This window comes from Mesorhizobium sp. M1D.F.Ca.ET.231.01.1.1, assembly GCF_003999155.2.
Lineage (GTDB): Bacteria > Pseudomonadota > Alphaproteobacteria > Rhizobiales > Rhizobiaceae > Mesorhizobium.
In genome coordinates this window covers 841,879-865,369 of sequence record NZ_RZOZ02000001.1, presented here as the reverse complement: position 1 = coordinate 865,369, position 23,491 = coordinate 841,879, and the positions used below count along the sequence as shown (strand labels likewise).

At 63.8% G+C, this 23,491-nt stretch carries 22 protein-coding genes; 14 read left to right on the top strand and 8 right to left on the bottom strand.

The features are described 5' to 3' along the window. Positions 1-177 precede the first annotated feature (177 nt). From EN874_RS04370 to EN874_RS04360, 3 genes are all read left to right on the top strand, one after another. On the top strand, positions 178-576 hold the full coding sequence (locus EN874_RS04370) for an NADH:ubiquinone oxidoreductase subunit NDUFA12 (RefSeq protein WP_127424178.1): 399 nt from the start codon (positions 178-180) through the stop codon (positions 574-576). A 118-nt stretch (positions 577-694) separates the two neighbouring features. Continuing rightward, positions 695-1,255, top strand: a complete 561-nt coding sequence (locus EN874_RS04365; RefSeq protein ID WP_127424177.1) for a DUF2155 domain-containing protein — start codon at positions 695-697, stop codon at positions 1,253-1,255. 56 nt (positions 1,256-1,311) lie between these two features. Then, entirely contained in the window at positions 1,312-1,698 is a 387-nt protein-coding gene (locus EN874_RS04360) for a hypothetical protein (RefSeq protein ID WP_127424176.1), read from the top strand. Between the two features lie 9 nt (positions 1,699-1,707). Here the strand turns inward: EN874_RS04360 and aat are convergent, their stop codons facing one another. From aat to EN874_RS04330, 6 genes are all read right to left on the bottom strand, one after another. Beyond that, positions 1,708-2,325, bottom strand: a complete 618-nt coding sequence (aat, locus tag EN874_RS04355) for a leucyl/phenylalanyl-tRNA--protein transferase (RefSeq protein WP_127424175.1) — start codon at positions 2,323-2,325, stop codon at positions 1,708-1,710. 26 nt (positions 2,326-2,351) lie between these two features. Continuing rightward, positions 2,352-3,695, bottom strand: a complete 1,344-nt coding sequence (gene accC / locus EN874_RS04350; RefSeq protein ID WP_127424174.1) for an acetyl-CoA carboxylase biotin carboxylase subunit — start codon at positions 3,693-3,695, stop codon at positions 2,352-2,354. Between the two features lie 19 nt (positions 3,696-3,714). Further along, the gene (accB, locus tag EN874_RS04345) at positions 3,715-4,182 is read right to left on the bottom strand and encodes an acetyl-CoA carboxylase biotin carboxyl carrier protein (protein ID WP_127424173.1); all 468 of its coding nucleotides are present in this window, start codon (positions 4,180-4,182) and stop codon (positions 3,715-3,717) included. Between the two features lie 26 nt (positions 4,183-4,208). Next, on the bottom strand, positions 4,209-4,643 hold the full coding sequence (gene aroQ / locus EN874_RS04340) for a type II 3-dehydroquinate dehydratase (protein WP_127300631.1): 435 nt from the start codon (positions 4,641-4,643) through the stop codon (positions 4,209-4,211). A gap of 144 nt (positions 4,644-4,787) precedes the next feature. Next, complete coding sequence (locus tag EN874_RS04335) at positions 4,788-5,591, bottom strand: DsbA family protein (RefSeq protein ID WP_126084166.1); 804 nt, start codon at positions 5,589-5,591, stop codon at positions 4,788-4,790. Positions 5,592-5,648: 57 nt separating this feature from the next. Continuing rightward, positions 5,649-7,061 carry a M48 family metalloprotease gene (locus EN874_RS04330; protein ID WP_127424172.1) on the bottom strand — a complete coding sequence of 471 codons (1,413 nt, stop codon included), beginning with the start codon at positions 7,059-7,061 and terminating at the stop codon, positions 5,649-5,651. A 193-nt stretch (positions 7,062-7,254) separates the two neighbouring features. On the opposite strand from EN874_RS04330, the gene EN874_RS04325 reads away from it, so the two are divergent. Together EN874_RS04325 and EN874_RS04320 are read left to right on the top strand one after the other, a co-directional pair. Beyond that, positions 7,255-8,403 carry an aminotransferase class I/II-fold pyridoxal phosphate-dependent enzyme gene (locus EN874_RS04325; RefSeq protein WP_127424171.1) on the top strand — a complete coding sequence of 383 codons (1,149 nt, stop codon included), beginning with the start codon at positions 7,255-7,257 and terminating at the stop codon, positions 8,401-8,403. A gap of 6 nt (positions 8,404-8,409) precedes the next feature. Continuing rightward, positions 8,410-9,339 carry a glutaminase gene (locus EN874_RS04320; protein WP_127424170.1) on the top strand — a complete coding sequence of 310 codons (930 nt, stop codon included), beginning with the start codon at positions 8,410-8,412 and terminating at the stop codon, positions 9,337-9,339. Positions 9,340-9,545: 206 nt separating this feature from the next. On the opposite strand, the gene EN874_RS04315 is transcribed toward EN874_RS04320, so the two are convergent. After that, complete coding sequence (locus tag EN874_RS04315) at positions 9,546-12,497, bottom strand: Rne/Rng family ribonuclease (RefSeq protein WP_127424169.1); 2,952 nt, start codon at positions 12,495-12,497, stop codon at positions 9,546-9,548. Between the two features lie 92 nt (positions 12,498-12,589). Here EN874_RS04315 and EN874_RS04310 point away from each other — a divergent pair, with 92 nt between their 5' ends. From EN874_RS04310 to EN874_RS04270, 9 genes are all read left to right on the top strand, one after another. Then, positions 12,590-12,844, top strand: coding sequence for a hypothetical protein (locus EN874_RS04310; RefSeq protein WP_127424168.1), 255 nt, complete (start codon positions 12,590-12,592; stop codon positions 12,842-12,844). 350 nt (positions 12,845-13,194) lie between these two features. Then, positions 13,195-14,394 (top strand): N-acetylmuramoyl-L-alanine amidase, encoded by a 1,200-nt coding sequence (locus EN874_RS04305; protein WP_245513448.1) that lies wholly within the window; start codon positions 13,195-13,197, stop codon positions 14,392-14,394. A 233-nt stretch (positions 14,395-14,627) separates the two neighbouring features. Beyond that, the gene (locus tag EN874_RS04300; protein ID WP_127424166.1) at positions 14,628-17,084 is read left to right on the top strand and encodes a penicillin-binding protein 1A; all 2,457 of its coding nucleotides are present in this window, start codon (positions 14,628-14,630) and stop codon (positions 17,082-17,084) included. A gap of 129 nt (positions 17,085-17,213) precedes the next feature. Further along, positions 17,214-18,345 (top strand): peptide chain release factor 2 gene (prfB, locus tag EN874_RS04295; protein ID WP_126084158.1). Its coding sequence is split into 2 segments (ribosomal slippage): positions 17,214-17,279 and positions 17,281-18,345, totalling 1,131 coding nucleotides; the frame shifts between segments, so codons are not numbered across the junction. 38 nt (positions 18,346-18,383) lie between these two features. Beyond that, positions 18,384-18,809, top strand: a complete 426-nt coding sequence (locus tag EN874_RS04290) for a GFA family protein (RefSeq protein ID WP_127424165.1) — start codon at positions 18,384-18,386, stop codon at positions 18,807-18,809. Positions 18,810-19,107: 298 nt separating this feature from the next. Then, positions 19,108-19,485, top strand: a complete 378-nt coding sequence (locus tag EN874_RS04285) for a hypothetical protein (RefSeq protein ID WP_127424164.1) — start codon at positions 19,108-19,110, stop codon at positions 19,483-19,485. A gap of 137 nt (positions 19,486-19,622) precedes the next feature. Continuing rightward, a complete protein-coding gene (locus EN874_RS04280) occupies positions 19,623-19,991 on the top strand; it encodes a GFA family protein (RefSeq protein WP_127424163.1) in 369 nt (122 codons plus the stop codon). Between the two features lie 158 nt (positions 19,992-20,149). Continuing rightward, complete coding sequence (locus EN874_RS04275; protein WP_127424162.1) at positions 20,150-20,800, top strand: OmpA family protein; 651 nt, start codon at positions 20,150-20,152, stop codon at positions 20,798-20,800. Positions 20,801-21,039: 239 nt separating this feature from the next. Beyond that, positions 21,040-21,648, top strand: coding sequence for a hypothetical protein (locus tag EN874_RS04270; RefSeq protein ID WP_126084153.1), 609 nt, complete (start codon positions 21,040-21,042; stop codon positions 21,646-21,648). A 113-nt stretch (positions 21,649-21,761) separates the two neighbouring features. On the opposite strand, the gene EN874_RS04265 is transcribed toward EN874_RS04270, so the two are convergent. Then, the gene (locus EN874_RS04265) at positions 21,762-23,321 is read right to left on the bottom strand and encodes a DEAD/DEAH box helicase (protein WP_168247352.1); all 1,560 of its coding nucleotides are present in this window, start codon (positions 23,319-23,321) and stop codon (positions 21,762-21,764) included. Positions 23,322-23,491 lie beyond the last annotated feature (170 nt).

Genomic DNA, 23,491 nt, shown 5'->3' with positions numbered 1-23,491 from the left:
GTGCGAGCTTTAGAAACACGGGCAACGCTTGGCAAGCAGGTTGCCGCGCCTTGCGCGCCTGTATCGATTTAGCGCAGAAGCATTTACCATCGGCCGGCGCGGCAAAGCCCTTGCCTTCGCGATGACCTGACGCCATAAGCAGGAAACGGCGCGGCCGCTGCCGCCACGAGGATCCGGATGAAGACTTTCCTGTTGCAGTTTTTCACCTGGTGGAACAGCCAGACGCTGGGCACGCGCTTCCACACCTGGCGGTTCGGCAAGAAGGTGGGAGAGGACGAGGCCGGCAACGTCTACTACGAAGGCGGCATCGATTCGGAAGGCCGCACCCGCCGCTGGGTCATTTATCGCGATTACTCCGAAGCCTCGAAGATCCCGCCGGGCTGGCACGGCTGGATCCATCACCGCGTCGACACGCCTCCGCCGAGCGAGAGCTACAAGGCTCGCGACTGGCAGAAGCCGCATCGGCCGAACCTGACCGGAACGCCCGGCGCCTATCGCCCGCAGGGCTCCATCCTGACCGACCAGCATCGCCCGCAGGTGACCGGCGACTACGACGCCTGGACGCCCGGTTCGTAACTGCGGTTTTCGGTCCTTTGTCGCCACAATTGGCGTTTAGCTGCTTGCTGATATCGCAGCCATGACTAGCCTTGGGCGATTGAAAGAATCACCCGGGCGCAACCACCGGTATCCTTGCATGAACTTTTTCGGCCGACTTTCGACGGGACTGTTCGCGGCAGCTTCTGTTCTGGCCGCCTCGACGGCGGTGTTCGCCGCTGCGCAGGAGCCGGCGGCGCCGGCAGTCTCCGACCGCATCACCAACCCGGTCGCCGAATTCGCCGGCATCGACAAGATCACCGGTCGCATCATCACCTTCGACGTCTATATCGATGAGACGGTGCAGTTCGGCGCCCTGCAGGTGACGCCGCGCGTCTGCTATTCGCGGCCCGAGACCGAACAGCCGAAGACCGATTCCTTCGTCGAGGTGGACGAGATCACGCTCGACCGCAAGATCCGCCGCATCTTCACCGGCTGGATGTTCGCCGAAAGCCCCGGCCTCAACGCCGTCGAGCATGCGGTCTATGACGTCTGGCTGAAAGGCTGCAAGCAGAAGTCTGACGTGCCGCCGCCGACCGCAGCCAAGGCCGATACGGCCAAGCAGAAGCCAAATGCCGCCAAGCCGAAGGCGGCCGCCCAGGAGCAGCCGGCGGACGCAGCACCCGCACCGGACGGCACCGACACCACCGACCAGAACTGACTTCGGAACTCTCGTTTTCGCAATCCGTTGGTAGACGGCAACGGGAGGATTCCACCATGGCAAAGATCAGGCCGATCGCGGCCAGCAAGAAAGAGCTTCTCGATCTCGAGAAAGGGTTCTGGACCGGTGATTCCGCATATTTTGCGGCTCATGCCGATGTGGAGTGCCTCGTCGCTTTTCCGGAGATGGCGAAAGCGATGGCCAACGCCGATCTGGCCAAGACCGCCACGAAGCCCAACCGCTGGCGCGATCTAGACATCCGGCTGAAAGGCATGGTCGAGCCGGGCAGCGATATCGTCATGCTGACCTACGAGGCTCATGCGACGAGGGAAAGCGGCGAGCCCTATGCCGCTCTGGTCAGCACAGGCTATGTCCATCGCGCCGATGGATGGAAGATGATGTTCCACGCCCAGACGCCGATTGAAACATCGACCGACCAATGACGGCTGCCCTCAGGGATAGAAGATCGCGTCGCCCTTCAAGGCCTCGGCCAGCATCTTCTCATAGCGGCTGCGCGGCACGTCGATCGCGCCGAAGCGCTTGAGGTGCTCGGTGGTGAACTGCGTGTCGAGGAGCGCGAAGCGACGCTCGTTCAACCGCTCGACCAGATAGTAGAGGCACGTCTTCGAGGCGTCGGTTTCCCGGGCGAACATGCTTTCGCCGAAGAACACGCGCCCGAGCGAAACGCCATAGAGGCCGCCGACCAGCCGGCCCCCGCGCCACGCCTCCACAGAATGACAGTGGCCCAGCCGGTAGAGCTCGACATAGGCTTCGCGAATCGGCGCGTTGATCCAGGTCGAGCGGCGCTCGTCGCGCCTTTCGGCGCAGCCGTCGATTGTCGCCTCGAAATCGAAATCGAAGCGGATGTCGAAAGGGTGCCTGCGGATCGTCTTCTTCAGGCTGCGCGGCGTGTGAAATCCGTCGAGCGGGATGATGCCGCGCGTTTCCGGCCGCACCCAGAACACTTCCGGGTCGGTCGCGCTCTCGGCCATCGGGAAGACGCCCGAGGCATAGGCTTTCAGCAGCAGGTCGGTCGGAATGCGATAGCCGGGCGCGTAGGGGCGGGTCATCGCGGCATTATAGCTGCAAGTTGAGCCTAGTCCTCCTTGGCCAGGTATTTTTCCAGCCAGTGGATGTCGTAGTCGCCATTGGCGATATCCGGATTGCCGACGAGGTCGCGGAACAGCGGCAGCGTCGTCTTGATGCCGTCGACGACGAACTCGTCCAGCGCCCGGCGCAGCCGCATCATGCATTCGACGCGGTTGCGCCCATGCACGATCAGCTTCCCGATCAGGCTGTCGTAGTAAGGCGGGATGCGGTAACCGGAATAGACGCCGGAATCGACGCGGATGCCGAGGCCGCCGGGTGTGTGGAAATGCGTGATCGTGCCGGGCGACGGCGTGAAGGTGCGCGGATCCTCGGCATTGATGCGGCACTCGATGGCGTGGCCGTTGAACTTGATGTCTTCCTGCCTGACCGACAGTCCGCCGCCGGAGGCGACGCGGATCTGCTCATGCACGAGGTCGATGCCGGTGATGGCTTCCGTCACCGGATGCTCGACCTGCAGGCGGGTGTTCATCTCAATGAAATAGAACTCGCCGTTCTCGTAGAGGAATTCGATGGTGCCGGCGCCGGAATAGCCGAGATCGGCGATCGCCTTGGCGCAGATGCCGCCGATGCGCGAGCGCTCCTCGGCGTTGAGCGCGGGCGAGTTGGCCTCCTCCCACACCTTCTGGTGGCGGCGCTGCAGCGAGCAGTCGCGCTCGCCGAAATGCACGCCGTGGCCGGCGCCGTCGCCGAAAACCTGCAATTCGATATGGCGCGGCTTCTCCAGATATTTCTCGATGTAGACGGCATCGTCGCCGAAGGCGGCGCCGGCTTCCGATTTGGCCGTCTGCAGTGCCACTTCGAGATCGGCCTCGGTGCGGGCCACCTTCATGCCGCGGCCGCCGCCGCCGGCCGAAGCCTTGATGATCACCGGATAGCCGATCTCGGCCGCGACGCGTTTCGCTTCCTTCTCATCGGTGATCGCGCCGTCGGAACCGGGCACCACCGGGATACCGAGGCGCTTTGCCGTGCGCTTGGCCTCGATCTTGTCGCCCATGATGCGGATATGGTCGCCCGACGGGCCGATGAAGGTGATGTTGTGAGCGGCGAGGATGTCGGCGAACTTGGCGTTTTCCGACAGGAAACCGTAGCCCGGATGCACGGCATCCGCGCCGGTGATCTCGCAGGCGGCGACGATCTGGTGGATGTTGAGATAGCTTTCGCGCGACGGCGGCGGGCCGATGCAGACGCTTTCGTCGGCTAGCCGCACATGCATAGCGTCGGAATCGGCCGTCGAATGGACCACCACCGTCTGGATGCCGAGCTCCTTGCAGGCGCGCAGCACCCGGAGCGCGATTTCGCCGCGATTGGCGATGAGGATTTTTTGGAACATCTGCCCGCTGTTCCCGGCTCTACTCGATGACCACGAGCGGCATGCCGTATTCGACCGGCTGGGCGTCCTCGATCAGGATCGCCGTCACCGTGCCGGCGCGCGGCGAGGGTATCTGGTTCATCGTCTTCATCGCTTCGATGATGAGCAGCGTCTGGCCTTCCTTCACCTTCTGGCCGATCTCGACGAACGGCTTGGCGTCGGGCGAGGGCGCCAGATAGGCGGTGCCGACCATCGGCGAGGGCACGGCGTTCTTGGAGGGGTCAGCTATTGTCGCAGGTGCCGCGGCTGCCGCCTGGGCCGGCGCGGCAATCGCGGCGGCTGGAACAGGAAGCGGAGCCGCGACCGCGTGGACGGCCTGCGACTGACGCGACACGCGCACCTTCAGGTCGCCGAGCTCGACCTCGATCTCGGTCAGGTTGGTGTCGTTCAGTATGCCCGCCAGATCGCGGATCAGCTGCTGGTCAACACCGTTCTTCTTTATCGACATTTTCGAGCCTTCTGTTTGGGAGCCGGTCACAGGCGTGCCGCCAGTGCCTGCAGCGCAAGCGTGTAGCCGAGTGGCCCGAACCCGCAGATCATGCCGACAGCGACCGGCGCGACCATGGAGACGTGGCGGAAAGGCTCCCGCGCGTGGATATTGGAAAGATGGACTTCAGCGACGGGCAGCGGCGCGACGGCGCGGATGGCGTCGTGGATGGCAATCGAGGTGTGGCCGTAGGCGCCGGGATTGATCACGATGCCAGCGGCCTTGTCGCCGGCCTCCTGGATCCAGTCGACCAAGTCGCCCTCATGATTGGACTGGCGGAAATCGATCTCCAGCCCGAGCGCCGCGCCGGCGGCCTTGCAATCCTCGGCTATGGCGGCAAGCGTCTTGCCGCCATAGATCCCCGGCTCGCGCTTGCCGAGTGCATTGAGATTGGGACCGTTCAGGACGAAAATCGTTTTCAAATATGCCGACCTCTTCGGCGCCGGCCTCAAGCCGGCGCGCCGGACCTCTATAATGGGCATAGCCGCCGGCGAAAAGAGCGCAAGTGCGTTCTTTCGCTGTCCACAACAGGCGGAAATCCGCCCGTTGTCGCGACCCGAGACGAACTAGAGCGCGCTCTTGGCCTGCTCGATCTTTTCCGCCAGGACCTGCTGTCCGAGCGCGCCGAACACCACCTCGTTGCCGACCACATAGGACGGCGTGCCGGTGATCGACAGCTTGGTGGCGAGGTCGTAGGTTCGAGACAGCGCTTCGTTGATGCTCGGATCCTTCATCTTCTCGCGCAGCTTGGCCTCGTCGGCGCCGAGCGAAAGCGCGACCTTCATGGCGGTGGATTCGGTGGCGCGGCCCTGGCCGCCGAGCAGCGCGGTGTGGAACTCGCCGTACTTCTCCGGCATCATCAGGTGGAAGGCCATCGACACCACGCTGGCTTTTTGCGAATCGGGGCTGAGGATCGGGAATTCCTTCAGCACGAAGCGCAGGTCCGGATCGGCCTTGGTCAGCGCCTTCATGTCCTCGATGGCGCGTTTGCAGAAGCCGCAATTGTAGTCGTAGAACTCGACGATGGTCACCTTGCCCTTCGGGTTGCCGACGACGCCGTCGAAGGTGGAGTTGAAGATCTCATCCTTCGCGTCCTTGATGACGCCGAGCGCGGCGAGCCGCTGCTCCTCCTTCTGCTTGGCCTCGAGCGCGTCCTGAACCTCGAGCAGGACTTCCGGGTTCTTCAACAGATAGTCGCGGATGATGCCTTCGACCTCCTTGCGGTCGATCTTGCTGTCCGTGGAGGCCACCTGGATGGCTTGCGTCGTATCGGCCTTGGCGGCCTGCGGGCTTCCTGCCACGAAGCCGAATGCCAGCATGCCGAGCGCTACCGCCACGCCGGCGCTGCCGAGCAGGATTGCCTTGTTCATGACCAGTTCCTTCTGCCTGTACCGGTCCGCCTTAGTCGCCGCGCGCGGCCGGGACGTTCATTTGAGTTTGTTCGATGGCGTGTAGTTTATGATATCCTGCGCGCGAAGCCAGCCTGGCTCGCCGCGCTTCAATTTCTGTTGAGCGCGCATGGCGAAGATTTTCGCGTTCTTGTAGTCGGCCGAATAGAAATGACCCTCGGCGGTCGCAAGGTCGGCGGCCGGGATTTGCCCCAATTCGCCATAGGCCTGCGCCAGATAGCGATAGGCTTCCGCATTCTCCTTGTCGCGCCCGACGCCGTTGTTGAGCTGCGTCACCGCCTTCTTGATCGATTCCGGCGTGCCGACCGCCATAAGCGCCTGCCCGAGCGAGACCAGGAGCAGCCCGGACCGCGCCGGGTCGAGGCTGACGGCCTTGGCATAGGCATCCGCGGCATCCTTGGGCTTGTTGACCTTCATCAGGATGTCGCCGCGCAGCTCCTGGAAATAGGGGTTCTTCGGCTGTTCCTTGATCAGCGCCGCGGTCTTTGTCAGTGCGGCGCCCGGATTGCCGTAGAGATAGGTCTGCTGCGCGTCGCCATAGCGCGCGGCGAGGCTGGTCGGGTTCTTGCGCATCAGCCGCGCCACGGCCGCCTGGCCCTGCATATAGGCGGCGATCTTGATGCGCATCATGTCGTGGCGCTGCTGCAGCGCCGGCGGGTCGACCTGGTTGACGTACGGGCTCGCCTTGACCAGCACTTCGAGGTTGGCGATGCGTTCTTGCGGCATCGGATGGCTGATCCGGTAGGGATCGAGCTGGGTGCCCGACAGCGAAAGCGCGCTCTGGAAGCGGGCGAAGGTCTTCAGCATGCCCATGCCGGACTGACCGGTGGCATTGAGATAGGTGATCGCCGAGCGGTCGGCGGTGATTTCTTCGCCTCGCTGATAGGCAAGGATGCTGCGCTGTGCCATCTCACCGCCGCCGGCGGCGACGCCCATGCCGGCGCCGGCAAGGCCGCGGCTGTTGGTCGTGGCGCCGGCGACCATAGCGCCCGCGCCGAGCAAAGTGGCGATGATGGCCATGGTCTTGGCGCGGTCGAGCTGGTCGCGCAGCTTCTGCTGGTGGCCGCCGGCAATATGGCCGGCCTCGTGCGCGATGACGCCGATGATCTCGTTCGGCGTTTCGGCCGTCACCAGCGCGCCGGTGTTGATGAACAGGCGGCGGCCCGTCACGAAGGCGTTGAAGCTCTGGTCGTTGACGAGAACGATGTCGATGCCGTCATTGGCTAGGCCCGCCGCCCTGAAGATCGGCCGGGCATAGTCGCGCACCAGCGCCTCGATCTCGGCGTCGCGCACCACCGGGACGCCCTGTGCGAAGGCGTTCACGGAAGCGGATACCGCAACGGCGGCGGCAAGCAGGAGTGTCGCGAATCCGCGCGCGGTTCGCCCTATCGCGGTCGATCTGTCAATTATCGTTCGGGGTCGGCTCAACATGGCAGGTCCACTGGTAGACGAGCGGGCGAAGGATGAAAAGTCGGCGCCGATAACTTCCTGCGCGCTTGTGATCCCCACATCAATCGGGCATTTGTGCGGCGCTGCCGCCAACCCAGGCAATTCCAAGGAACCGCGCGGCGGTTTCGGCCCGGAATTGCTCCAGAAAACAAAGGCAGGCTGAACGAGAGGTCAGATGGTCGTTTCGCTTTCACGCCGCGGCGAGGTCGAGCCGTTCCACGCCATGGATATCCTGGCCGAAGCCAACCGGCTGAAGGCCACCGGCGTTCCCGTGGTGTCGATGGCGGTCGGCCAGCCGTCGGACCCAGCGCCGGCCGGCGTCCGAGAAGCCGCGGCTCTTGCCCTTAAGCACGGTCGCATCGGTTACACCGATGCTTTGGGGCTGGCAGAACTGCGCAAGGCGATCGCCACGCACTATGGCGAGCACTACGGAATCGATGTCGCCCCGGCCCGCATCGCCGTCACCACCGGCTCGTCGGCAGCCTTCAACCTGGCTTTCCTGGCGATGTTCGATCCGGGCGACCGTGTCGCCATTGCGGCGCCCGGCTATCCGGCCTACCGCAACATCATGGCCGCGCTCGGCATCGAGATCGTCGAGATCGAGCTCGGCTCGGATGCCTATCTGCACGCCGAACACCTGAAGGCCGCGCATCGCGAAAAGCCGCTGAAGGGCGTGCTGTTCGCCAGCCCCGCCAATCCGACGGGCGCGGTGATCCCTGCGGAGGAGCTCGCGGCGCTTGTGACGACAGCCGAAGAGCTCGGCATCGCCGTGCTGTCGGACGAGATCTACCACCGGTTGGCCTATGCTGCGCCGGATACGACCGCGCTTTCCTGTGGCGCCAGCGTGACCGTGATCAACTCGTTCTCGAAATACTACTGCATGACCGGCTGGCGCATCGGCTGGATGGTGCTGCCGGAAGAGCTGGTGCGGCCGGTCGAGCGCATCGCCCAGAGCCTCTACATCTCGCCGCCGGAACTGTCGCAGGTCGCGGCGATCGAAGCTTTCAAGGCCACGGAAGAGCTGGAAGCGGTGAAGGCCCGCTATGCCTGGAACCGGGACTTGCTGATGAAGCGTCTCCCGGAGCTCGGTTTCGCGCTCGCGGCGCCGATGGACGGCGCTTTCTACGCCTTCTGCGACGTTACCCGGCACACCAACGACAGCATGGCCTTCGCGCGCAAGATGCTGGCCGAGGCGCATGTGGCGGCCACTCCCGGGCGCGACTTCGATCCGCTGCAGGGCCACCGCACCATGCGCTTCTCCTATGCCGGCAGCCATGACGAAATGGTCGAGGCGCTGGCGCGCATCGAACGCTGGCTGAAATAGACGCCCATGCCGGAACTCGAGCAAGCGCTGGCCGATGTGGCCGCCGAAATGGCGGAACGCACCGATCGCGGCAATGTCGCCACCTATATCCCGCAGCTCGGCAAGGTCGATCCGAGGAAATTCGGCATTGCCGCCGTCACCAATGACGGCCGCGTCCTCCTTGCCGGCGATGCCGACCAGTCGTTTTCGATCCAGAGCGTCTCGAAAGTGTTCACGCTGACGCTGGCGCTGGGCAAGGTCGGCGATGCGCTCTGGCATCGCGTTGGCCGGGAGCCCTCCGGCAATCCGTTCAATTCGATCGTCCAGCTCGAGCATGAGAACGGCATCCCGCGCAATCCGTTCATCAATGCCGGCGCCATCGTCATCTCCGACATCCTGCTTGCCGGCCATCAGCCGCGCGAGGCGATCGGCGAGATCCTGCGCTTCGTCCAGTTCCTCGCCGACGACGAAACGATCATCATCGACCGCGACGTCGCTGCCTCCGAGCGCGCCACCGGCTACCGCAATTTCGCCCTGGCCAATTACATGAAATCCTTCGGCAATCTCCACCACGAGCCGGAGCTGGCCTTGGGCGTCTACTTCCACCATTGCGCCATTGCGATGAGTTGCCGGCAGCTCGCCATGGCCGGCCGCTTCCTCGCCAATGGCGGCAGGAATCCGGCGACCGGGCACTCCGTGGTGTCGGCCGAGCGGGCGCGCCGCATCGGCGCGCTGATGCTGACCTGCGGCCACTATGACGGCTCCGGCGACTTCGCCTTCCGTGTCGGCATTCCGGGAAAAAGCGGCGTCGGCGGCGGCATTCTTGGCATCGTACCCGGCGTCGCCTCGCTCGCCGTCTGGTCGCCGGGTCTCAACGAGAACGGCAACTCCAAGCTCGGCTCGATCGCGCTGGAAAAGCTCGCCAGGATGATGAACTGGTCGATCTTCGCGCCTTGACCAATGCGTATCGCCCAAAAGCGTGGAGCGGTTTGGGAGAACGACATGCATCAAACAAGGTTTCAAAGCGCGGCGCCTGAATGCGCTTCGCCACGACGCGATTAAAAGTTCAGGACCTCGGAATTGAAGGCGTCCGAAAAAGAAAATCCCGCGCCGAACGGCGCGGGATTTTCTTGTTAAAAGATCAGCTTAATCGGCTGAAAATCCTAGAAAAAGCCTTTTCGCTGCCACCAGCCGGCGCGCTTCGGCTTTTCCTCGGCCTTGGCCTCGTCGGTGACGCTGGACGAAACGACCGGGACGACCGGCGCGTCGGTCGACTGGGCCTTGCGCCGCGTCGGGTGCGCATTGACGGGCGCTTCGGCCTCGGTCGGAGCCGAAGCAGCGACTGCCGGTTCCGGTTCGGCGGCCGCAGGTTCGGCGGGAGTTTCCGCCGCCGGTTCGGGCGCTTTCTCGGAGACCGTTTCCTCGGCGGCCTTCTTTGATCGCGATGCACGGCGCGGCTTCTTCGGCTTCTCCGCCTCCGGAGCATCGTCATTGGCGGGCGAGGGCGCCGCCTGCTCTTCGGCTGCCGCGACCGGCGGCGCGCCTTCGGGAGCTTTGACGTCCGCTTCATCGCCTGCGAGGTCATCGCCGGCGATGGCATCCGCAGCGGTTTCGCCGTCCTCGCGGCGATTGCGCTTGCCGCCGCGCTTGCCGCGCCGGCGCTTCTTGCCGTGATCGTCCTCGGCCGCTTCCGCCTCGGCCGGTGCTTCAGCCGTGACCTCGGCTGTTGCTTCGTCCGATGTCACTGCCGCATCCGCCGACGCGGGGACCGAAACGGCATCGCCATGGGGCTGGTGCTCGCGGTCGCGATCCTTGCCGCCGCGCCGCCGGCGGCGCTTGCGACGCTTGCGGCCTTCGCCGTCCTCGGACCTTTGCTGCTGCTGTCCCTGCTGCGGATGGCGCGGCTGTTCGGCTTCGACCGATACCTCTTCCTCCTCCTCGACGACGATCTCGTCCTCGGGCTCTTCCGGCTCGACATAGGTCGGCAAGCTGCGCACCTCGACAAAGCCTTCAGGCTTCTCCGCCACGGCGCCGCGGAAGATCGCGTAGTGCTGCGAGCCCAGCGTCTCGTCGGCTTCGAGCGTGATGGTCAGGCCGAACCGGGCCTCGAGCTCGACCAGATTGGCGCGCTTGTGGTTGAGCACATAGAGCGCGGTCGCCGCTGGCGTGCGCACGATGATGTGGCTGCGCGAATCCTTGAGCAGGAATTCCTCGATCGCCCGTACCACCATCAGCGCCACCGAAGAGTCGGAGCGCACATGGCCGGTACCGCCGCAATGCGGGCAGGGCTTCATCGTCGATTCCAGCACGCTGGCGCGGATGCGCTGGCGCGACATCTCCATCAGGCCGAAATGCGAGATACGGCCGACCTGGATGCGGGCGCGGTCGTTCTTGAGGTGATCCTTCAGCCGCTTCTCGACGGAGCGGTTGTTGCGGTTCTCCTCCATGTCGATGAAGTCGATGACGATCAGGCCGGCAAGGTCGCGCAGCCTCAGCTGCCGGGCGACTTCCTCGGCGGCCTCCAGGTTGGTGTGGAGCGCGGTATCCTCGATCGAATGCTCCTTGGTGGAGCGGCCGGAGTTGACGTCGATCGAGACCAGCGCCTCGGTCTGGTTGATGATGATGTAGCCGCCGCTCTTCAGCGTCACCTGCGGCTGCAGCATGCGGTCGAGCTGCGCTTCGATGCCGTTGCGCACGAAGATCGGGGTGGTGTCGCGGTAAGGCTGCACCACCTTGGCATGGCTCGGCATGAGCATGCGCATGAAGTCCTTGGCCTCGCGATAGCCGTCGTCGCCGGAGACCAGGATCTCGTCGATATCCTTGTTGTAGAGGTCGCGCACCGAGCGCTTGATCAGGCTGCCTTCCTCATAGACCAGGGCCGGGGCCGTGGACTGCAGCGTCAGGCTTCGGACGTTCTCCCAAAGCCGCATCAGATATTCGTAGTCGCGCTTGATCTCGGCCTTGGTGCGGCTTTCGCCGGCGGTGCGCAGGATGACGCCCATGCCCTGCGGTACCTCAAGATCGGCGACGACCTCCTTCAGCCGCTTGCGGTCCTGGGCATTGGTGATCTTGCGCGAGATGCCGCCGCCGCGCGCGGTGTTGGGCATCAGCACCGAGTAACGGCCGGCGAGCGACAGATAGGTGGTGAGCGCCGCGCCCTTGTTGCCGCGCTCTTCCTTGACGACCTGGACCAGAAGGATCTGGCGGCGCTTGATGACTTCCTGGATCTTGTACTGGCGGCGAACCGGCTTGCGGCGGTTGCGGACCTCTTCCAGCGCATCCTCGGCGCCGACCGACTCGATCTCGTGCTCGTCCGAATGCGCGGACTGCACCTCCTCGAGCATGCCGCGATCGCTGTCGCTGGGAGCGGCTTCGTCGGACGGAGCGGTCTCGCTGGCGGATTCAGCCTGCGGCACCGCTTCCGAAATCACATCCGCTTCGATGCTGGCGGCCATCGAGGTGGGGCCGCCCTCGGAAGGCTTCTCGCTTTCGGCGGCGTCACTGTTGTCGGTGTCGCTGCCGGCCTTCGGAGCCTCGTTCTCGTCTTCGCCGGTTGTCTCTGTTACGGCCTCGACCGTCCCGGAGACTGTTTCGGCGGCCTCCGTTGTGGCATCGGCTGCCTCGCCGAGCTCGTTGACGGAGGCACTGGCAGCGGCGATGTCTTCGGCGTTTTCGCTACTTTCATCGGTGCCGGCAGCATCGGCGCCGCGCTTCTGCTCGGCGCGGTCGCGATTCTTGCCGCCACGGCGGCGGCTGCGGCGGCCGCCGCGATCGCGCGCCTGCTGCTCCTCGCCGGCCTCAGCCTCCTCGTCGTCTTCGTCCTCGGCCTCCTGCGCCTCGGCGCGCAGCAGGGCCTGACGGTCGGCGACCGGGATCTGGTAGTAGTCGGGATGAATTTCACTGAAGGCGAGAAACCCGTGACGGTTGCCGCCATATTCGACAAAGGCTGCCTGGAGGGAAGGTTCGACGCGGGTTACGCGGGCGAGATAGATGTTTCCTTTGAGCTGCTTCTTGTCCTGGGATTCAAAGTCGAATTCTTCGATGCGGTTACCGCGAACGACGACAACGCGTGTTTCCTCCGGGTGGGAGGCGTCTATCAGCATCTTGTTGGGCATTATTTCGTTTCCTCCCGGCAGCCATCAGCCGCAGCTGGCAGGGCAGACCCCGCCGCTGTGTGCCTGGATTTGTGTGGATGCCGGATAATTGAATGTCCGCCGGCCGCTGCTTCAACGCGATGGCGGTGCCGCCCGCAGCCACAATGGCGCGGTTCGATGCGGACCTTTCCATGATTGCGCTTGAAGCCATCGGCACCCAGCAGAACCTTTTGAACCAAAGCCCGGGCTTGGCCGGACCAGCTTGTTTGCTCACACAGAGCCGGCGCGGGACATCCCGGCCGTTTTCATCGCGCAAGCGATTCCCCCGCCACGGGAGCACGCCTGCGAAAATCGTCGCGATCGCCTGAAACCCGGAAGCGCCTTCACATCTTACCCCTGGCGGGAAACTGCAGGGGCGGGCGGTTCCAGGATTGCAGTGATCCAATGTCGCTTTTATGATTTGGCGGGGTGGAAGGCAACCCCGATTTCGGATGCCGGCAAAAAGCGCTTCCGTTGGGGAAGATTGCGCTCCACCCACCGTATGAAAAGGCTTGGTTAACCTTCTCTGGATACCAATCGTTAATCGAGTTGGCTGCCAGACAGGCCCTTCTACGAAACAAGGTCGGCGCAAGGCGCCAAACCGGGAGCGACTGGGGTAGAGATGGGACTGGCAGGCACCGCAGACAAGTGGCGTGGCGCCGCCGGGCATCTCCAGTTGATGGCAAGGGCCCTTCTGCTGCTGGCGGTCCTGCTTGGCGCGACCGCCGCCTCGCGGGCCGACGGACTGCTTGGCGCGACCGGCTACAAGATGGCCGGCGACGCCACCAAGATGCGGATTGTCGTGACCTTCGACCGCGAGCCGGACGTGAAGTGGTTCCTGCTGCGCGGTCCCAACCGCCTTGTGGTCGACCTGCCGCGCACGCGATTCGCCCTCAGCGCCAAGGACGCAAAGCCGCGCGGGCTGGTGCGTGCCGTCCGCTACGGCGATCAGGGCAAGGGCTCGCGGCTGATCCTCACCGGCAAGGGGCCCTTTGCCGTCGACAAGCTCGACGTGCTGAAGAATGAAGACGGAAGCGGGTATCGCATCGCCATCGACATGTCGGCCGCGTCCGAACGGGAATTCGACGAGGCGCTTGCCAACCAGTCTCTGACGACCGGCTCGACCGTTTCCACCGACAAGGGCGGCCGCGTTGGCACCGGGCCGGTCTCGGCGCCTGGACACCGCTTCACAGTCGTCGTCGACCCCGGCCACGGCGGTGTCGACGGCGGCGCGGAGAGCGCCGGCGGCACGGTCGAGAAGAACGTCACGCTCGCCTTTGCCACCGAATTGCGCGACAAGCTGGCCGCGGTCGGCAAATATGATGTGTTTATGACGCGGGAGGGCGATGTGTACCTGCCGCTCGACGAGCGCGTGCGTATCGCCCGCCAGCACGAAGCCGATCTTTTGATCTCCATCCATGCCGATACGATCGCCGTCAAGGGCCTCCGCGGCGCCACCGTCTACACGCTCTCGGACAAGGCCTCCGATCCCGAGGCCCAGGCGCTCGCCGATCGCGAAAACCTGTCCGACCAGTTCGCCGGCATGAAGATCGAGGACGACAACAAGGAGGTCACCGACATCCTGATCGACCTGATCCGCCGCGAGACCCACGGCTTTTCAATGAGCTTTGCCCACACGCTGGTCGGCGAACTGTCGACCAGCGTCGGCCTGATCAACAACCCGCAGCGCTCGGCGGGTTTCAAGGTGCTGAAGGCGCCTGACGTTCCCTCCGTGCTGGTCGAGCTTGGCTACCTCTCCAACAACAAGGACGAGGCGCAGCTGCTCAGCGCCGACTGGCGCGGCAAGGCGGCCCAGAGCATCACCAATGCCGTCGCCTTGTTTGCCGCGGCGAAAGCCGGAGCCAGGGCTGGCGGCTGAAGGGACTGCGCTCGCCCACAACCAATGAGCCATGCTGCAACCACAAGCGGCGTTGCACGACGACAACACGTGGCGTTATTATTTAACGGACCGAGCCCTGAAATTTCGCGCTGCCGTATTTTGTCCACATGGTCGCGACATGGGTTTTCCATTGCGGATTGGGACCGCCCCGTGAAGCTTGCGCGACTGTCGGCTTCGTTTAGGAAAATCCCGAACCTCGGACTGGAGCGGGCATGATTCGTCTCATCGGCTATTTCTTCGGCATCGGCACCACGCTGGCGCTGCTGGTCGCTGCAGGCCTTGCCATCTACATCAGCCACCTGACGAAGGACCTGCCCGACTACGAAGTTCTGGCCAAATATGAGCCGCCGGTGACGACGCGCATCCATGCCTCGGATGGGTCGCTGATGGCCGAGTACGCCCGCGAGCGGCGCCTGTATCTGCCGATCCAGGCAATCCCGGACCGCGTCAAGGCCGCCTTCATGTCGGCCGAGGACAAGAACTTCTACAACCACCCCGGCGTCGATATCACTGGCCTTGGCCGCGCCATCATCGTCAATCTGCAGAATTTCGGCTCCGGCAGGCGCCAGGTCGGCGCCTCGACGATCACGCAGCAGGTTGCGAAGAACTTCCTGCTCACCTCCGACCAGACCTATGAGCGCAAGATCAAAGAGATGATCCTGGCCTTCCGCATCGAGCAGGCCTATTCGAAGGACCGCATCCTCGAGCTCTATCTCAACGAGATCTTCTTCGGCTTCGGCGCCTATGGCGTCGCCGGCGCCGCGCTCACCTATTTCGACAAATCGGTCAACGAACTCACCGTCGCCGAAGCCGCTTACCTCGCTTCGCTGCCCAAGGGCCCCAACAATTATCATCCGTTCAAGCACGCCGACCGGGCGCTCGAGCGCCGCAACTGGGTCATCGACCAGATGGTCGAGAACGGCTACGTCACGCGCGAGGAAGGCGACAAGGCCAAGGCCGAGCCGCTCGGCGTGAAACCGCGCCGCAACGGCTCCTATCTGTTCGCGGGCGAGTTTTTCACCGAGGAGGTGCGCCGCCAGATCATTGCCCGTTACGGCGAGAACGCGCTCTATGAGGGCGGCCTGTCGGTGCGCACGACGCTCGATCCGCAGATCCAGCTGATCGCCCGCAAGGCGATGCAGAACGGGCTGCTGAAATACGACATGCTGCGTGGCTATCGCGGACCGGTGACCCATATCGACATTTCCGGCGACTGGGGCGTCCCTCTCGGTGCCGTCAAGGGGCTGGAGGACGTGCCGGAGTGGACGCTGGCCGTCGTGCTCGACAGTACCGCCGATGGCCTTACGATCGGCATTCAGCCGTCGCGCCAGGTCTCCGGCGACCTCGTCAAGGACCGCGTCGAGGGAACCGTCAGCAAGGACGACATGGGCTTCGCCATGCGCCATTTCGTCAACGGCAAGTCCGTGCGGGCGAAATCTCCGGCTGAAGTGCTTGAGCCCGGCGACGTCATCTTCGTGCAGAAGAACGATGGCTCCGATAATGCTTACAGCCTTCGCCAAGCGCCCGAGGTCGAAGGCGGCCTCGTTGCCATGGACCCGCATACCGGCCGCGTGCTGGCCATGGTCGGCGGCTTCTCCTACGCCCAGTCGGAGTTCAACCGCGCCACGCAGGCGATGCGCCAGCCCGGCTCCTCCTTCAAGCCGATCGTCTATTCGGCGGCGCTCGACAACGGCTACACGCCGGCGTCCGTGATCATGGACGGCCCGATCACCATCCAGAGCGGCAACACCACCTGGACGCCGAAGAACTATGACGGCACGGTCGCCGGCCCGGCTACGTTGCGCTCGGGCATCGAGAAGTCGCGCAATCTGATGACGGTGCGGCTCGCCAACGACATGGGCATGAAGCTTGTCGTGGAATATGCCGAACGCTTCGGCGTCTACGATCATCTTGCGCCGTACCTGCCGATGGCCCTGGGCTCGGGCGAGACGACGGTGATGCGCATGGTGTCGGCCTATTCGATCATGGCCAATGGCGGCAAATCGATCAAACCGTCGCTGATCGACCGCATCCAGGATCGCTACGGCAAGACCGTGTTCAAGCAGGACGAGCGCGGCTGCGAGGGCTGCAACGCCAGCGAATGGAAGAACCAGGCCGAGCCGGAACTGGTCGACAATTCCGAGCAGGTGCTCGATCCGATGACCGCCTACCAGATCACCTCGATGATGGAGGGCGTGGTGCAGCGCGGCACCGGCGCCACCATCGCCGAGCTCGGCCGCCACATCGCCGGCAAGACCGGCACGACCAATGACGAGAAGGACGCCTGGTTCATCGGGTTCACGCCGAACCTCGTCGTCGGTCTCTACATGGGCTACGACACGCCACGCGGCCTCGGCAAGGGCGCCACGGGCGGCGGCCTCGCGGCGCCGATCTTCAAGGACTTCATGCGCGTCGCGCTCGACGGCACGCCCAATGTCGACTTCCAGGTTCCGGAAGGCATGAAACTGATCGCCATCAACCGCAAGACCGGTATGCGCGCGGCCGAGGGCGATCCCAATACCATCATCGAGGCATTCAAGCCCGGCACCGGCCCGGCCGACAGCTATTGGGTCATCGGCATGGGCGCGGACGGCTCCAACGGTGCCGGCGGCACGCTGTCGCCGCAGGCCAATCAGGCCATCCAGGACGGCGGCGGCGGCCTCTACTGACGTTTCCCAGGACTTCGGAAATAGGCCGGCGGCTAGCGCCGGCCATTTCGCTTTACAGGCGGCGGTGCCGTGCCTATGTATCGCGCCTATTCCGAAAAGACCGAGAAGAACAGGACAGAACGAAGGCCCATGCGCGCGGAAACGCTCAACATTGTCGACGAGATCAGGCAGGCGATAACCCTGCTGAGGAGGCATCTTTGACTGGGATCAGGCCATCAAGCGGCTTGAATACCTGAACTCGCGCGCCGAGGACTCCAGCCTCTGGAACGACCCCGCGGAAGCGCAGAAGCTGATGCGGGAGCGCCAGAGCCTCGATGAGGGCATCGCGGCGGTCAAAGGGCTGACCCAGGCACTCGAGGACAATATCGGCCTGATCGAGCTTGGCGAGGAAGAGGGCGACGACGGCGTCATCGCCGAAGCCGAAGCGGCGCTGCGTTCGATGCAAGGCGAGGCCAAGGCCCGCCAGGTCGAGACCCTGCTCTCAGGCGAAGCCGACGCCAACGACACCTATCTCGAAATCCATGCCGGCGCCGGCGGTACCGAGAGCCAGGACTGGGCCTCGATGCTTCTGCGCATGTACACGCGCTGGGCCGAGCGGCGCCGCTTCAAGGTCGAGGTGCTGGAAGTCCACGAAGGCGAAGAGGCCGGCATCAAGTCGGCCACCGTGCTCATCAAGGGCCACAACGCTTATGGCTGGCTGAAGACGGAATCCGGCGTCCACCGCCTGGTGCGCATCTCGCCCTATGACAGCAATGCGCGCCGCCACACCTCCTTCGCCAGCGTCTGGGTCTATCCCGTCATCGACGACACGATCGAGATCAACGTTTCCGAATCCGACGTGCGCATCGACACATATCGTTCGTCCGGCTCGGGCGGCCAGCACGTCAACACGACAGACTCGGCGGTCCGCATCACCCATCTCGCGACCGGCATCGCGGTTGCCTGTCAGGCCGAACGCTCGCAGCACAAGAACCGGGCCAAGGCCTGGGAGATGCTGCGCTCCCGGCTCTACGAGGAAGAGTTGAAGAAGCGCGAGGCGGTGGCAAACGCCACCGAGGCGTCGAAGAGCGACATCGGCTGGGGCCACCAGATCCGTTCTTACGTGCTGCAGCCCTATCAGTTGGTGAAGGATCTGCGCACCGGCGTCGAAAACACCAGCCCGTCAAGCGTGCTGGACGGCGACCTCGACGAGTTCATGGAGGCTTCGCTGTCGCATCGCATCGAGGGCGGCGCCGGCGAGGCGGTGGCTGACCTCGACTAAGACCTTCTTGCGGGTGGCGGCTGACTGGGAGAGAGACCTTGGCAAATCCAGAACGGGCAGGCCCTCATAAGCTCGCCGGAAAATGCTTCTGCGGCCAGGTCCGCTACGAGGTGGCCGATGAATTCGTCTACGCGGCCAATTGCCATTGCTCAAACTGCCGGCGCACTACCGGCTCCGCCTTCAAGCCTTTCGCCGGCATCGAGCGCGACAAGTTTCGTCTCTCCGCCGGTGACGACGGATTGCTGATCTACGGCGACGCCAACGCTCACGACGCGCATTACGGGCAGTGCGGCTCGCTGCTCTATTCGCTGGTGCGCGAGGGCGCCTATGTCCATGTCGCGATGGGCACGCTGGTCGACGCGCCGAGCATCCGCCCGACCGCCCACATCTTCGTCGGCTCGAAGGCGAAATGGTTCACAATCACCGACGACCTGCCGCAGTATGATGGGCATGTTTCCGGCTGAACGGCTGGAACCAGCTTGAGCCGAATCCCGTTGTCCGGCACCGGGCTCGTGCCGCTAACCGCGCGTTAAGCGAGCCGGCGCACGATTCTGGATGGCAAAGGCTGGCGCGAGGCGAGGCACCGCCGAAGCGTCAGATTTCTTGCGCCAGCCAAGGAATCAGCCCAGCATTCGGGTTGGGGGATAGAAGCATTTATGTCCGGACGCGGCGTATCTGCGACTGACGATCCGGCCAACTGGGAAGACACGTTCCGGGAACGGGCAAGCGAAAAAACGCTTGATGCTCGAAAGGAACGCTTCGATGTCTGCTGCCAAGTCAAGATCGGCCCGAGCCGTTCGCCCGGCCGGCCGACTCCTGTTTTCCCTGTTCGCTGCTGGAGCGGTGATGGTGCTGACCGCGCCCGCCTTCGCACACGACGCCAAACCCACGGCGGCGCTGCCGCAAGGCTGGAGCTACCCGTTTGCCTGCTGCGCCAACTATGATTGCCGTACGGCCCATACCGGTGAAGTCCTTGAGAAACCGGAAGGGTATGTGATTGCCGGAACCGGGGAGGTTGTTCCCATGACAGACAAGCGTGTGAAGGACAGCCCCGACGGTGAATTCCATTGGTGCGCGCACCAGGCTGGTCTCGACGCAGGCAAGACGATCTGCTTGTTCGTGCCGCCGCGCTCCTACTAGGCTAGGACGACGTGAAAAGTCCCTAGCAGAGTCAGCAATGGATGAAGAGCCACTGACGGCAGTTGTCAGGACTGCATCTTTATGTTGCCTTGCCGCCAGCGTATTCGGGGAGGGGCGGCGGACAATGGAGGACAGTCATGGCGATCAAGGGAAGCTGCCACTGCAAGGCGACCACATTCGAGGTCGCCGAAGCGCCACAGACGGTGACGCGATGCACATGCTCCTTCTGCTCGAAGCGTGGCTCGCTTTGGGCATACTACGTTCCCTCGCAATTCAAGCTCACCAGCCCACCTGAGAACATCTCGTTCTACCAATGGGGCTCAAAAACCGTCAAACACGGGTTCTGCGCCACATGCGGCTGCGGCACCTTCACCGAAACGCCGGATTGGTCGACCGGCAAGCCCGACTTCGATAACCCGAAGATCAGCGTCAATTCCCGCCTGTTCGACGATTTCGATCTCGACAAGGTTGAGGTCGTGGTCATCGACGGCAAGAACCTTTGGTAGGCGGAACGATTGCTTGGCGCAAAGGCGCGTTGATGGATCGCCGGTAAAGCATTCTCGGCCGCTTTCCTGTTCCGCTTTTCGCCGCATTTCATGCTACAAGGCGTCCGGAAGGGCTGATTTGGCACGGCACAGGCCGTGAATTGGAGAGGGACCACCTTATGAAGAAAACCGTGCTCGTCGTCGTGGCGACGGCTGTGCTCGTGAGCGCCTGCACCACCACCGATCCGTATACCGGCGACCAGAAGATCTCCAACACCGCGGCCGGCGCCGGCCTTGGTGCTTTGGCGGGTGCCAGCCTTGGTCTGCTGGCCGGCGGCAATGACCGCCGCAACGCGCTGATCGGCGCAGGCATCGGCGCGCTTGCCGGCGGCGCGATCGGCGCGACGATGGACCAGAACGAGGCCGAGCTGCGCCGTCAGCTGCAGGGCACCGGCGTCAGCGTCACCCGCAGCGGCGACCAGATCATCCTCAACATGCCGTCCGACATCACCTTCAACGTCGACCAGGACGCGGTGAAGCCGGGCTTCTACCCGGTGCTGAACTCGGTGGCGCTGGTGTTGAACAAGTTCCGCCAGACCACGGTCGACGTCTTCGGCCACACCGACTCGACCGGCGGCGACGAGCACAATTTCGACCTTTCGCAGCGCCGCGCGCTGGCCGTCGCCAACTACCTGTCCGGCCAGGGCGTCGATTCCCGCCGCTTCGCCGTCACCGGCTTCGGCAAGACGCGCCCGATCGGGTCCAACGCGACTACTCAGGGCCGCGCCCAGAACCGGCGCGTCGAGATCCAGCTTTCGCCGCTCACCTGAGAGAATACCACTCGCAGCTAAGCAAAACGGCCCCGTGCGGGGCCGTTTTTGTTTGCGCGATCCCAATTTAGGTCAAAAGTCTTAGGCCATTAGCTTGCTCTAATTGATACTTTCCCGGAGTCCTGGAAAGGACTAGCATCGAAGCTGTTCCAGAGGGGATGAGGCGGTAACCGGCCGCGCAATCAACATTTTTTCCGCCTCGGTCTTGCACGGCCAGATTAGAAATCTGGGAGGAATGCATGACAAGAATGGCTCGCCTTAGGCGCTGCGGCGCCCTCGTTTTGACCGGTCTTTTGGGTGCGTGGCTTGGCGGCGCCACCGCTCAGGCCGAGGACGCCAACAAGGCCGACATCGAGGCTCTGAAGAAATCGCTTGCCAAATATGAGGATTACACGGCCGCTTTGCGGGACCTCTATCTGTCGACCGAAGGCTGCGTCTACTACAGTGGCGAGAAGATACCGGGCACGATGGATTATCCGAAGGGCGCCATGGGCGTCCATTTCGTCAACGTCCCAAGTATCGGCAAGAAACTCGACCCGATGAAACCCAACGTCCTTATTTACGAGCCGACCAAGAAAGGCCTGAAACTGGTCGGGGTGGAATGGCTGGTGCCGCTGACGCCGGACGTCAAGGAAGTCCCTACGCTATTTGGCCAGAAATTCATGGGGCCGATGGAGGGGCACTATCCGCTGATCCCGAAGGAATTCGTGCACTACGACCTTCACGCCTGGCTGTTCAGCGACAATCCGAACGGCATGTTCAGTCCGACGAACCCGAAGGTGAAATGCAACAAGGCCGAGTTCCCGATGCTGGAGAAACCGACCAAGATGATGCCGGGACCGATGTAAGCGGCAGCGGCACAATCCGGGAAAAGTGCTTGGCTAAATCCTTCAAGCGAAGCGATAGCAAAAAAACGGCCCCATTTGGGGCCGTCTTCGTTTCTGCCGACGTTGTATGAAGGTCAGACCTTGGCGACGATCCGCATGAAGGCCGGCACGTCGTCGCCGAAGCCGACCGTGGCATCGTCCTCTTCGCGGCGATGGCGGGCAGGGCGGTTGTGGTCGCGCTGAGGACGGGCATCGCCGCGCTGCTCGTTGCGGTTGGCGGAACCCTTGCGGTCGTTCTCGGAGCGGATCGCGTCCTTGCGGGCGCGGCGCTCGGCGATGTCGGCGACCTCGGCGACCGGCTGCTCCTCGCGTGGCGTCTCCGGCGTCTCGTCCTCGCCATGCCTGGCCTGGCGGTCCGCGCCTCTCCTGCGCTCGCCCCGGCCCTTGCGGTCCTCGTCCTTGCGGCCGGCGCGGCGCGGCGCGCCGCGGCCGCGGCGGGGCGCATCCTCGCCTTCGCTCTCGGTGACGGTCGACAGGTCGCCGTCATGCCATTCGATCTTGGCGCCGATCAGCTTTTCGATAGCGTCGACATATTTGGTGTCGGAGCGCGTCGCGATGGTGAAGGATTTGCCGGAGCGGCCGGCCCGGCCGGTGCGGCCGATACGGTGGACATAGTCCTCTGCATGGATCGGCACGTCGTAGTTGAAGACATGGCTGACGTCCGGAATGTCGAGGCCGCGCGCGGCGACGTCCGAGGCGACGAGGTAGCGCAGCTTGCCGTCGCGAAAATTGGCGAGCATCTGCATGCGGGCGCGCTGGTCCATGTCGCCATGCAGGGCGCCGGCATCGAAATCATGCTTCAGCAACGAGCGGAAAAGCTCGGACACTTCGACCTTGCGGTTGCAGAAGATGATGGCGTTCTTCAGCCCATCGCTCTCGGCCTTCATCAGGTTGCGCAGCGTCTCGCGCTTCTCCCATGGCTTGGAGCCTGATTTCACCAGGCGCTGCGTGATGCTGGTTGCGGTGGAGGCGGCCTTCGACACCTCGACACGCACCGGCGCGTGCAGGAATTTTTCGGTGAGCTTGGTGATTTCCGGCGGCATGGTCGCCGAGAAGAACAGCGTCTGGCGCGTGAACGGGATCATCTCGCAGATGCGCTCGATATCGGGGATGAAACCCATGTCGAGCATGCGGTCGGCCTCGTCGATGACGAGGATCTCGACGCCGTTGAGCAAGAGCTTGCCGCGCTCGCGGTGGTCGAGCAGTCGGCCGGGCGTGGCGATCAGCACATCGGCGCCGCGCTCCAGCTTCTTGTCCTGCTCCTCGAAGGAGACGCCGCCGATCAGCAGCGCGATGTTGAGCTTGTGGTTCTTGCCGTATTTGATGAAGTTCTCCTCGACCTGCGCCGCCAATTCGCGCGTCGGCTCGAGGATCAGCGTGCGCGGCATGCGGGCACGCGCACGCCCCTTTTCCAGCCGGGTCAGCATCGGCAGCACGAAGGAGGCGGTCTTGCCGGTGCCTGTCTGGGCAATGCCCAGCACATCCTTGCCAAGCAGCGCATGCGGGATTGCGCCGGCCTGGATCGGAGTCGGCTTGGCATAACCGGCATCGGTGACTGCGGAGAGGACCTTCGGCGAGAGGCCGAGGTCTGTGAACGTCAACGCTTCTTGAGCGGTCTGGGTGTCTGCGGACAAGTGATGGCTGTCTTTGGCTGGTTCGGGAAAAAATCGCAACATACGTTGCGGCAAGCGCCGGGCGCCTGCGAGATCGCGGTTGCAGTTAGGCGCAAGTCCGCGATTTGTCAACACAAATGGCCGGAAATCCGGCAATTGTGAAGACTAACCTTAATCGGGACGCTTAATCG

Bases quoted from the DNA above. Each gene is read 5' to 3' on its own strand.
- EN874_RS04330 (WP_127424172.1), bottom strand. From the start codon at position 7,061: ATGTTGAGCCGACCCCGAACGATAATTGACAGATCGACCGCGATAGGG.
- EN874_RS04310 (WP_127424168.1), top strand. From the start codon at position 12,590: ATGTCCGCCGGCCGCTGCTTCAACGCGATGGCGGTGCCGCCCGCAGCC.
- EN874_RS04270 (WP_126084153.1), top strand. From the start codon at position 21,040: ATGACAAGAATGGCTCGCCTTAGGCGCTGCGGCGCCCTCGTTTTGACC.
- EN874_RS04285 (WP_127424164.1), top strand. From the start codon at position 19,108: ATGTCTGCTGCCAAGTCAAGATCGGCCCGAGCCGTTCGCCCGGCCGGC.
- EN874_RS04280 (WP_127424163.1), top strand. From the start codon at position 19,623: ATGGCGATCAAGGGAAGCTGCCACTGCAAGGCGACCACATTCGAGGTC.
- EN874_RS04325 (WP_127424171.1), top strand. From the start codon at position 7,255: ATGGTCGTTTCGCTTTCACGCCGCGGCGAGGTCGAGCCGTTCCACGCC.
- accB (WP_127424173.1), bottom strand. From the start codon at position 4,182: ATGTCGATAAAGAAGAACGGTGTTGACCAGCAGCTGATCCGCGATCTG.
- EN874_RS04305 (WP_245513448.1), top strand. From the start codon at position 13,195: ATGGCAAGGGCCCTTCTGCTGCTGGCGGTCCTGCTTGGCGCGACCGCC.
- EN874_RS04365 (WP_127424177.1), top strand. From the start codon at position 695: ATGAACTTTTTCGGCCGACTTTCGACGGGACTGTTCGCGGCAGCTTCT.
- EN874_RS04335 (WP_126084166.1), bottom strand. From the start codon at position 5,591: ATGAACAAGGCAATCCTGCTCGGCAGCGCCGGCGTGGCGGTAGCGCTC.
- accC (WP_127424174.1), bottom strand. From the start codon at position 3,695: ATGTTCCAAAAAATCCTCATCGCCAATCGCGGCGAAATCGCGCTCCGG.
- EN874_RS04370 (WP_127424178.1), top strand. From the start codon at position 178: ATGAAGACTTTCCTGTTGCAGTTTTTCACCTGGTGGAACAGCCAGACG.
- EN874_RS04315 (WP_127424169.1), bottom strand. From the start codon at position 12,497: ATGCCCAACAAGATGCTGATAGACGCCTCCCACCCGGAGGAAACACGC.
- EN874_RS04275 (WP_127424162.1), top strand. From the start codon at position 20,150: ATGAAGAAAACCGTGCTCGTCGTCGTGGCGACGGCTGTGCTCGTGAGC.
- EN874_RS04360 (WP_127424176.1), top strand. From the start codon at position 1,312: ATGGCAAAGATCAGGCCGATCGCGGCCAGCAAGAAAGAGCTTCTCGAT.
- EN874_RS04300 (WP_127424166.1), top strand. From the start codon at position 14,628: ATGATTCGTCTCATCGGCTATTTCTTCGGCATCGGCACCACGCTGGCG.
- aat (WP_127424175.1), bottom strand. From the start codon at position 2,325: ATGACCCGCCCCTACGCGCCCGGCTATCGCATTCCGACCGACCTGCTG.
- EN874_RS04320 (WP_127424170.1), top strand. From the start codon at position 8,410: ATGCCGGAACTCGAGCAAGCGCTGGCCGATGTGGCCGCCGAAATGGCG.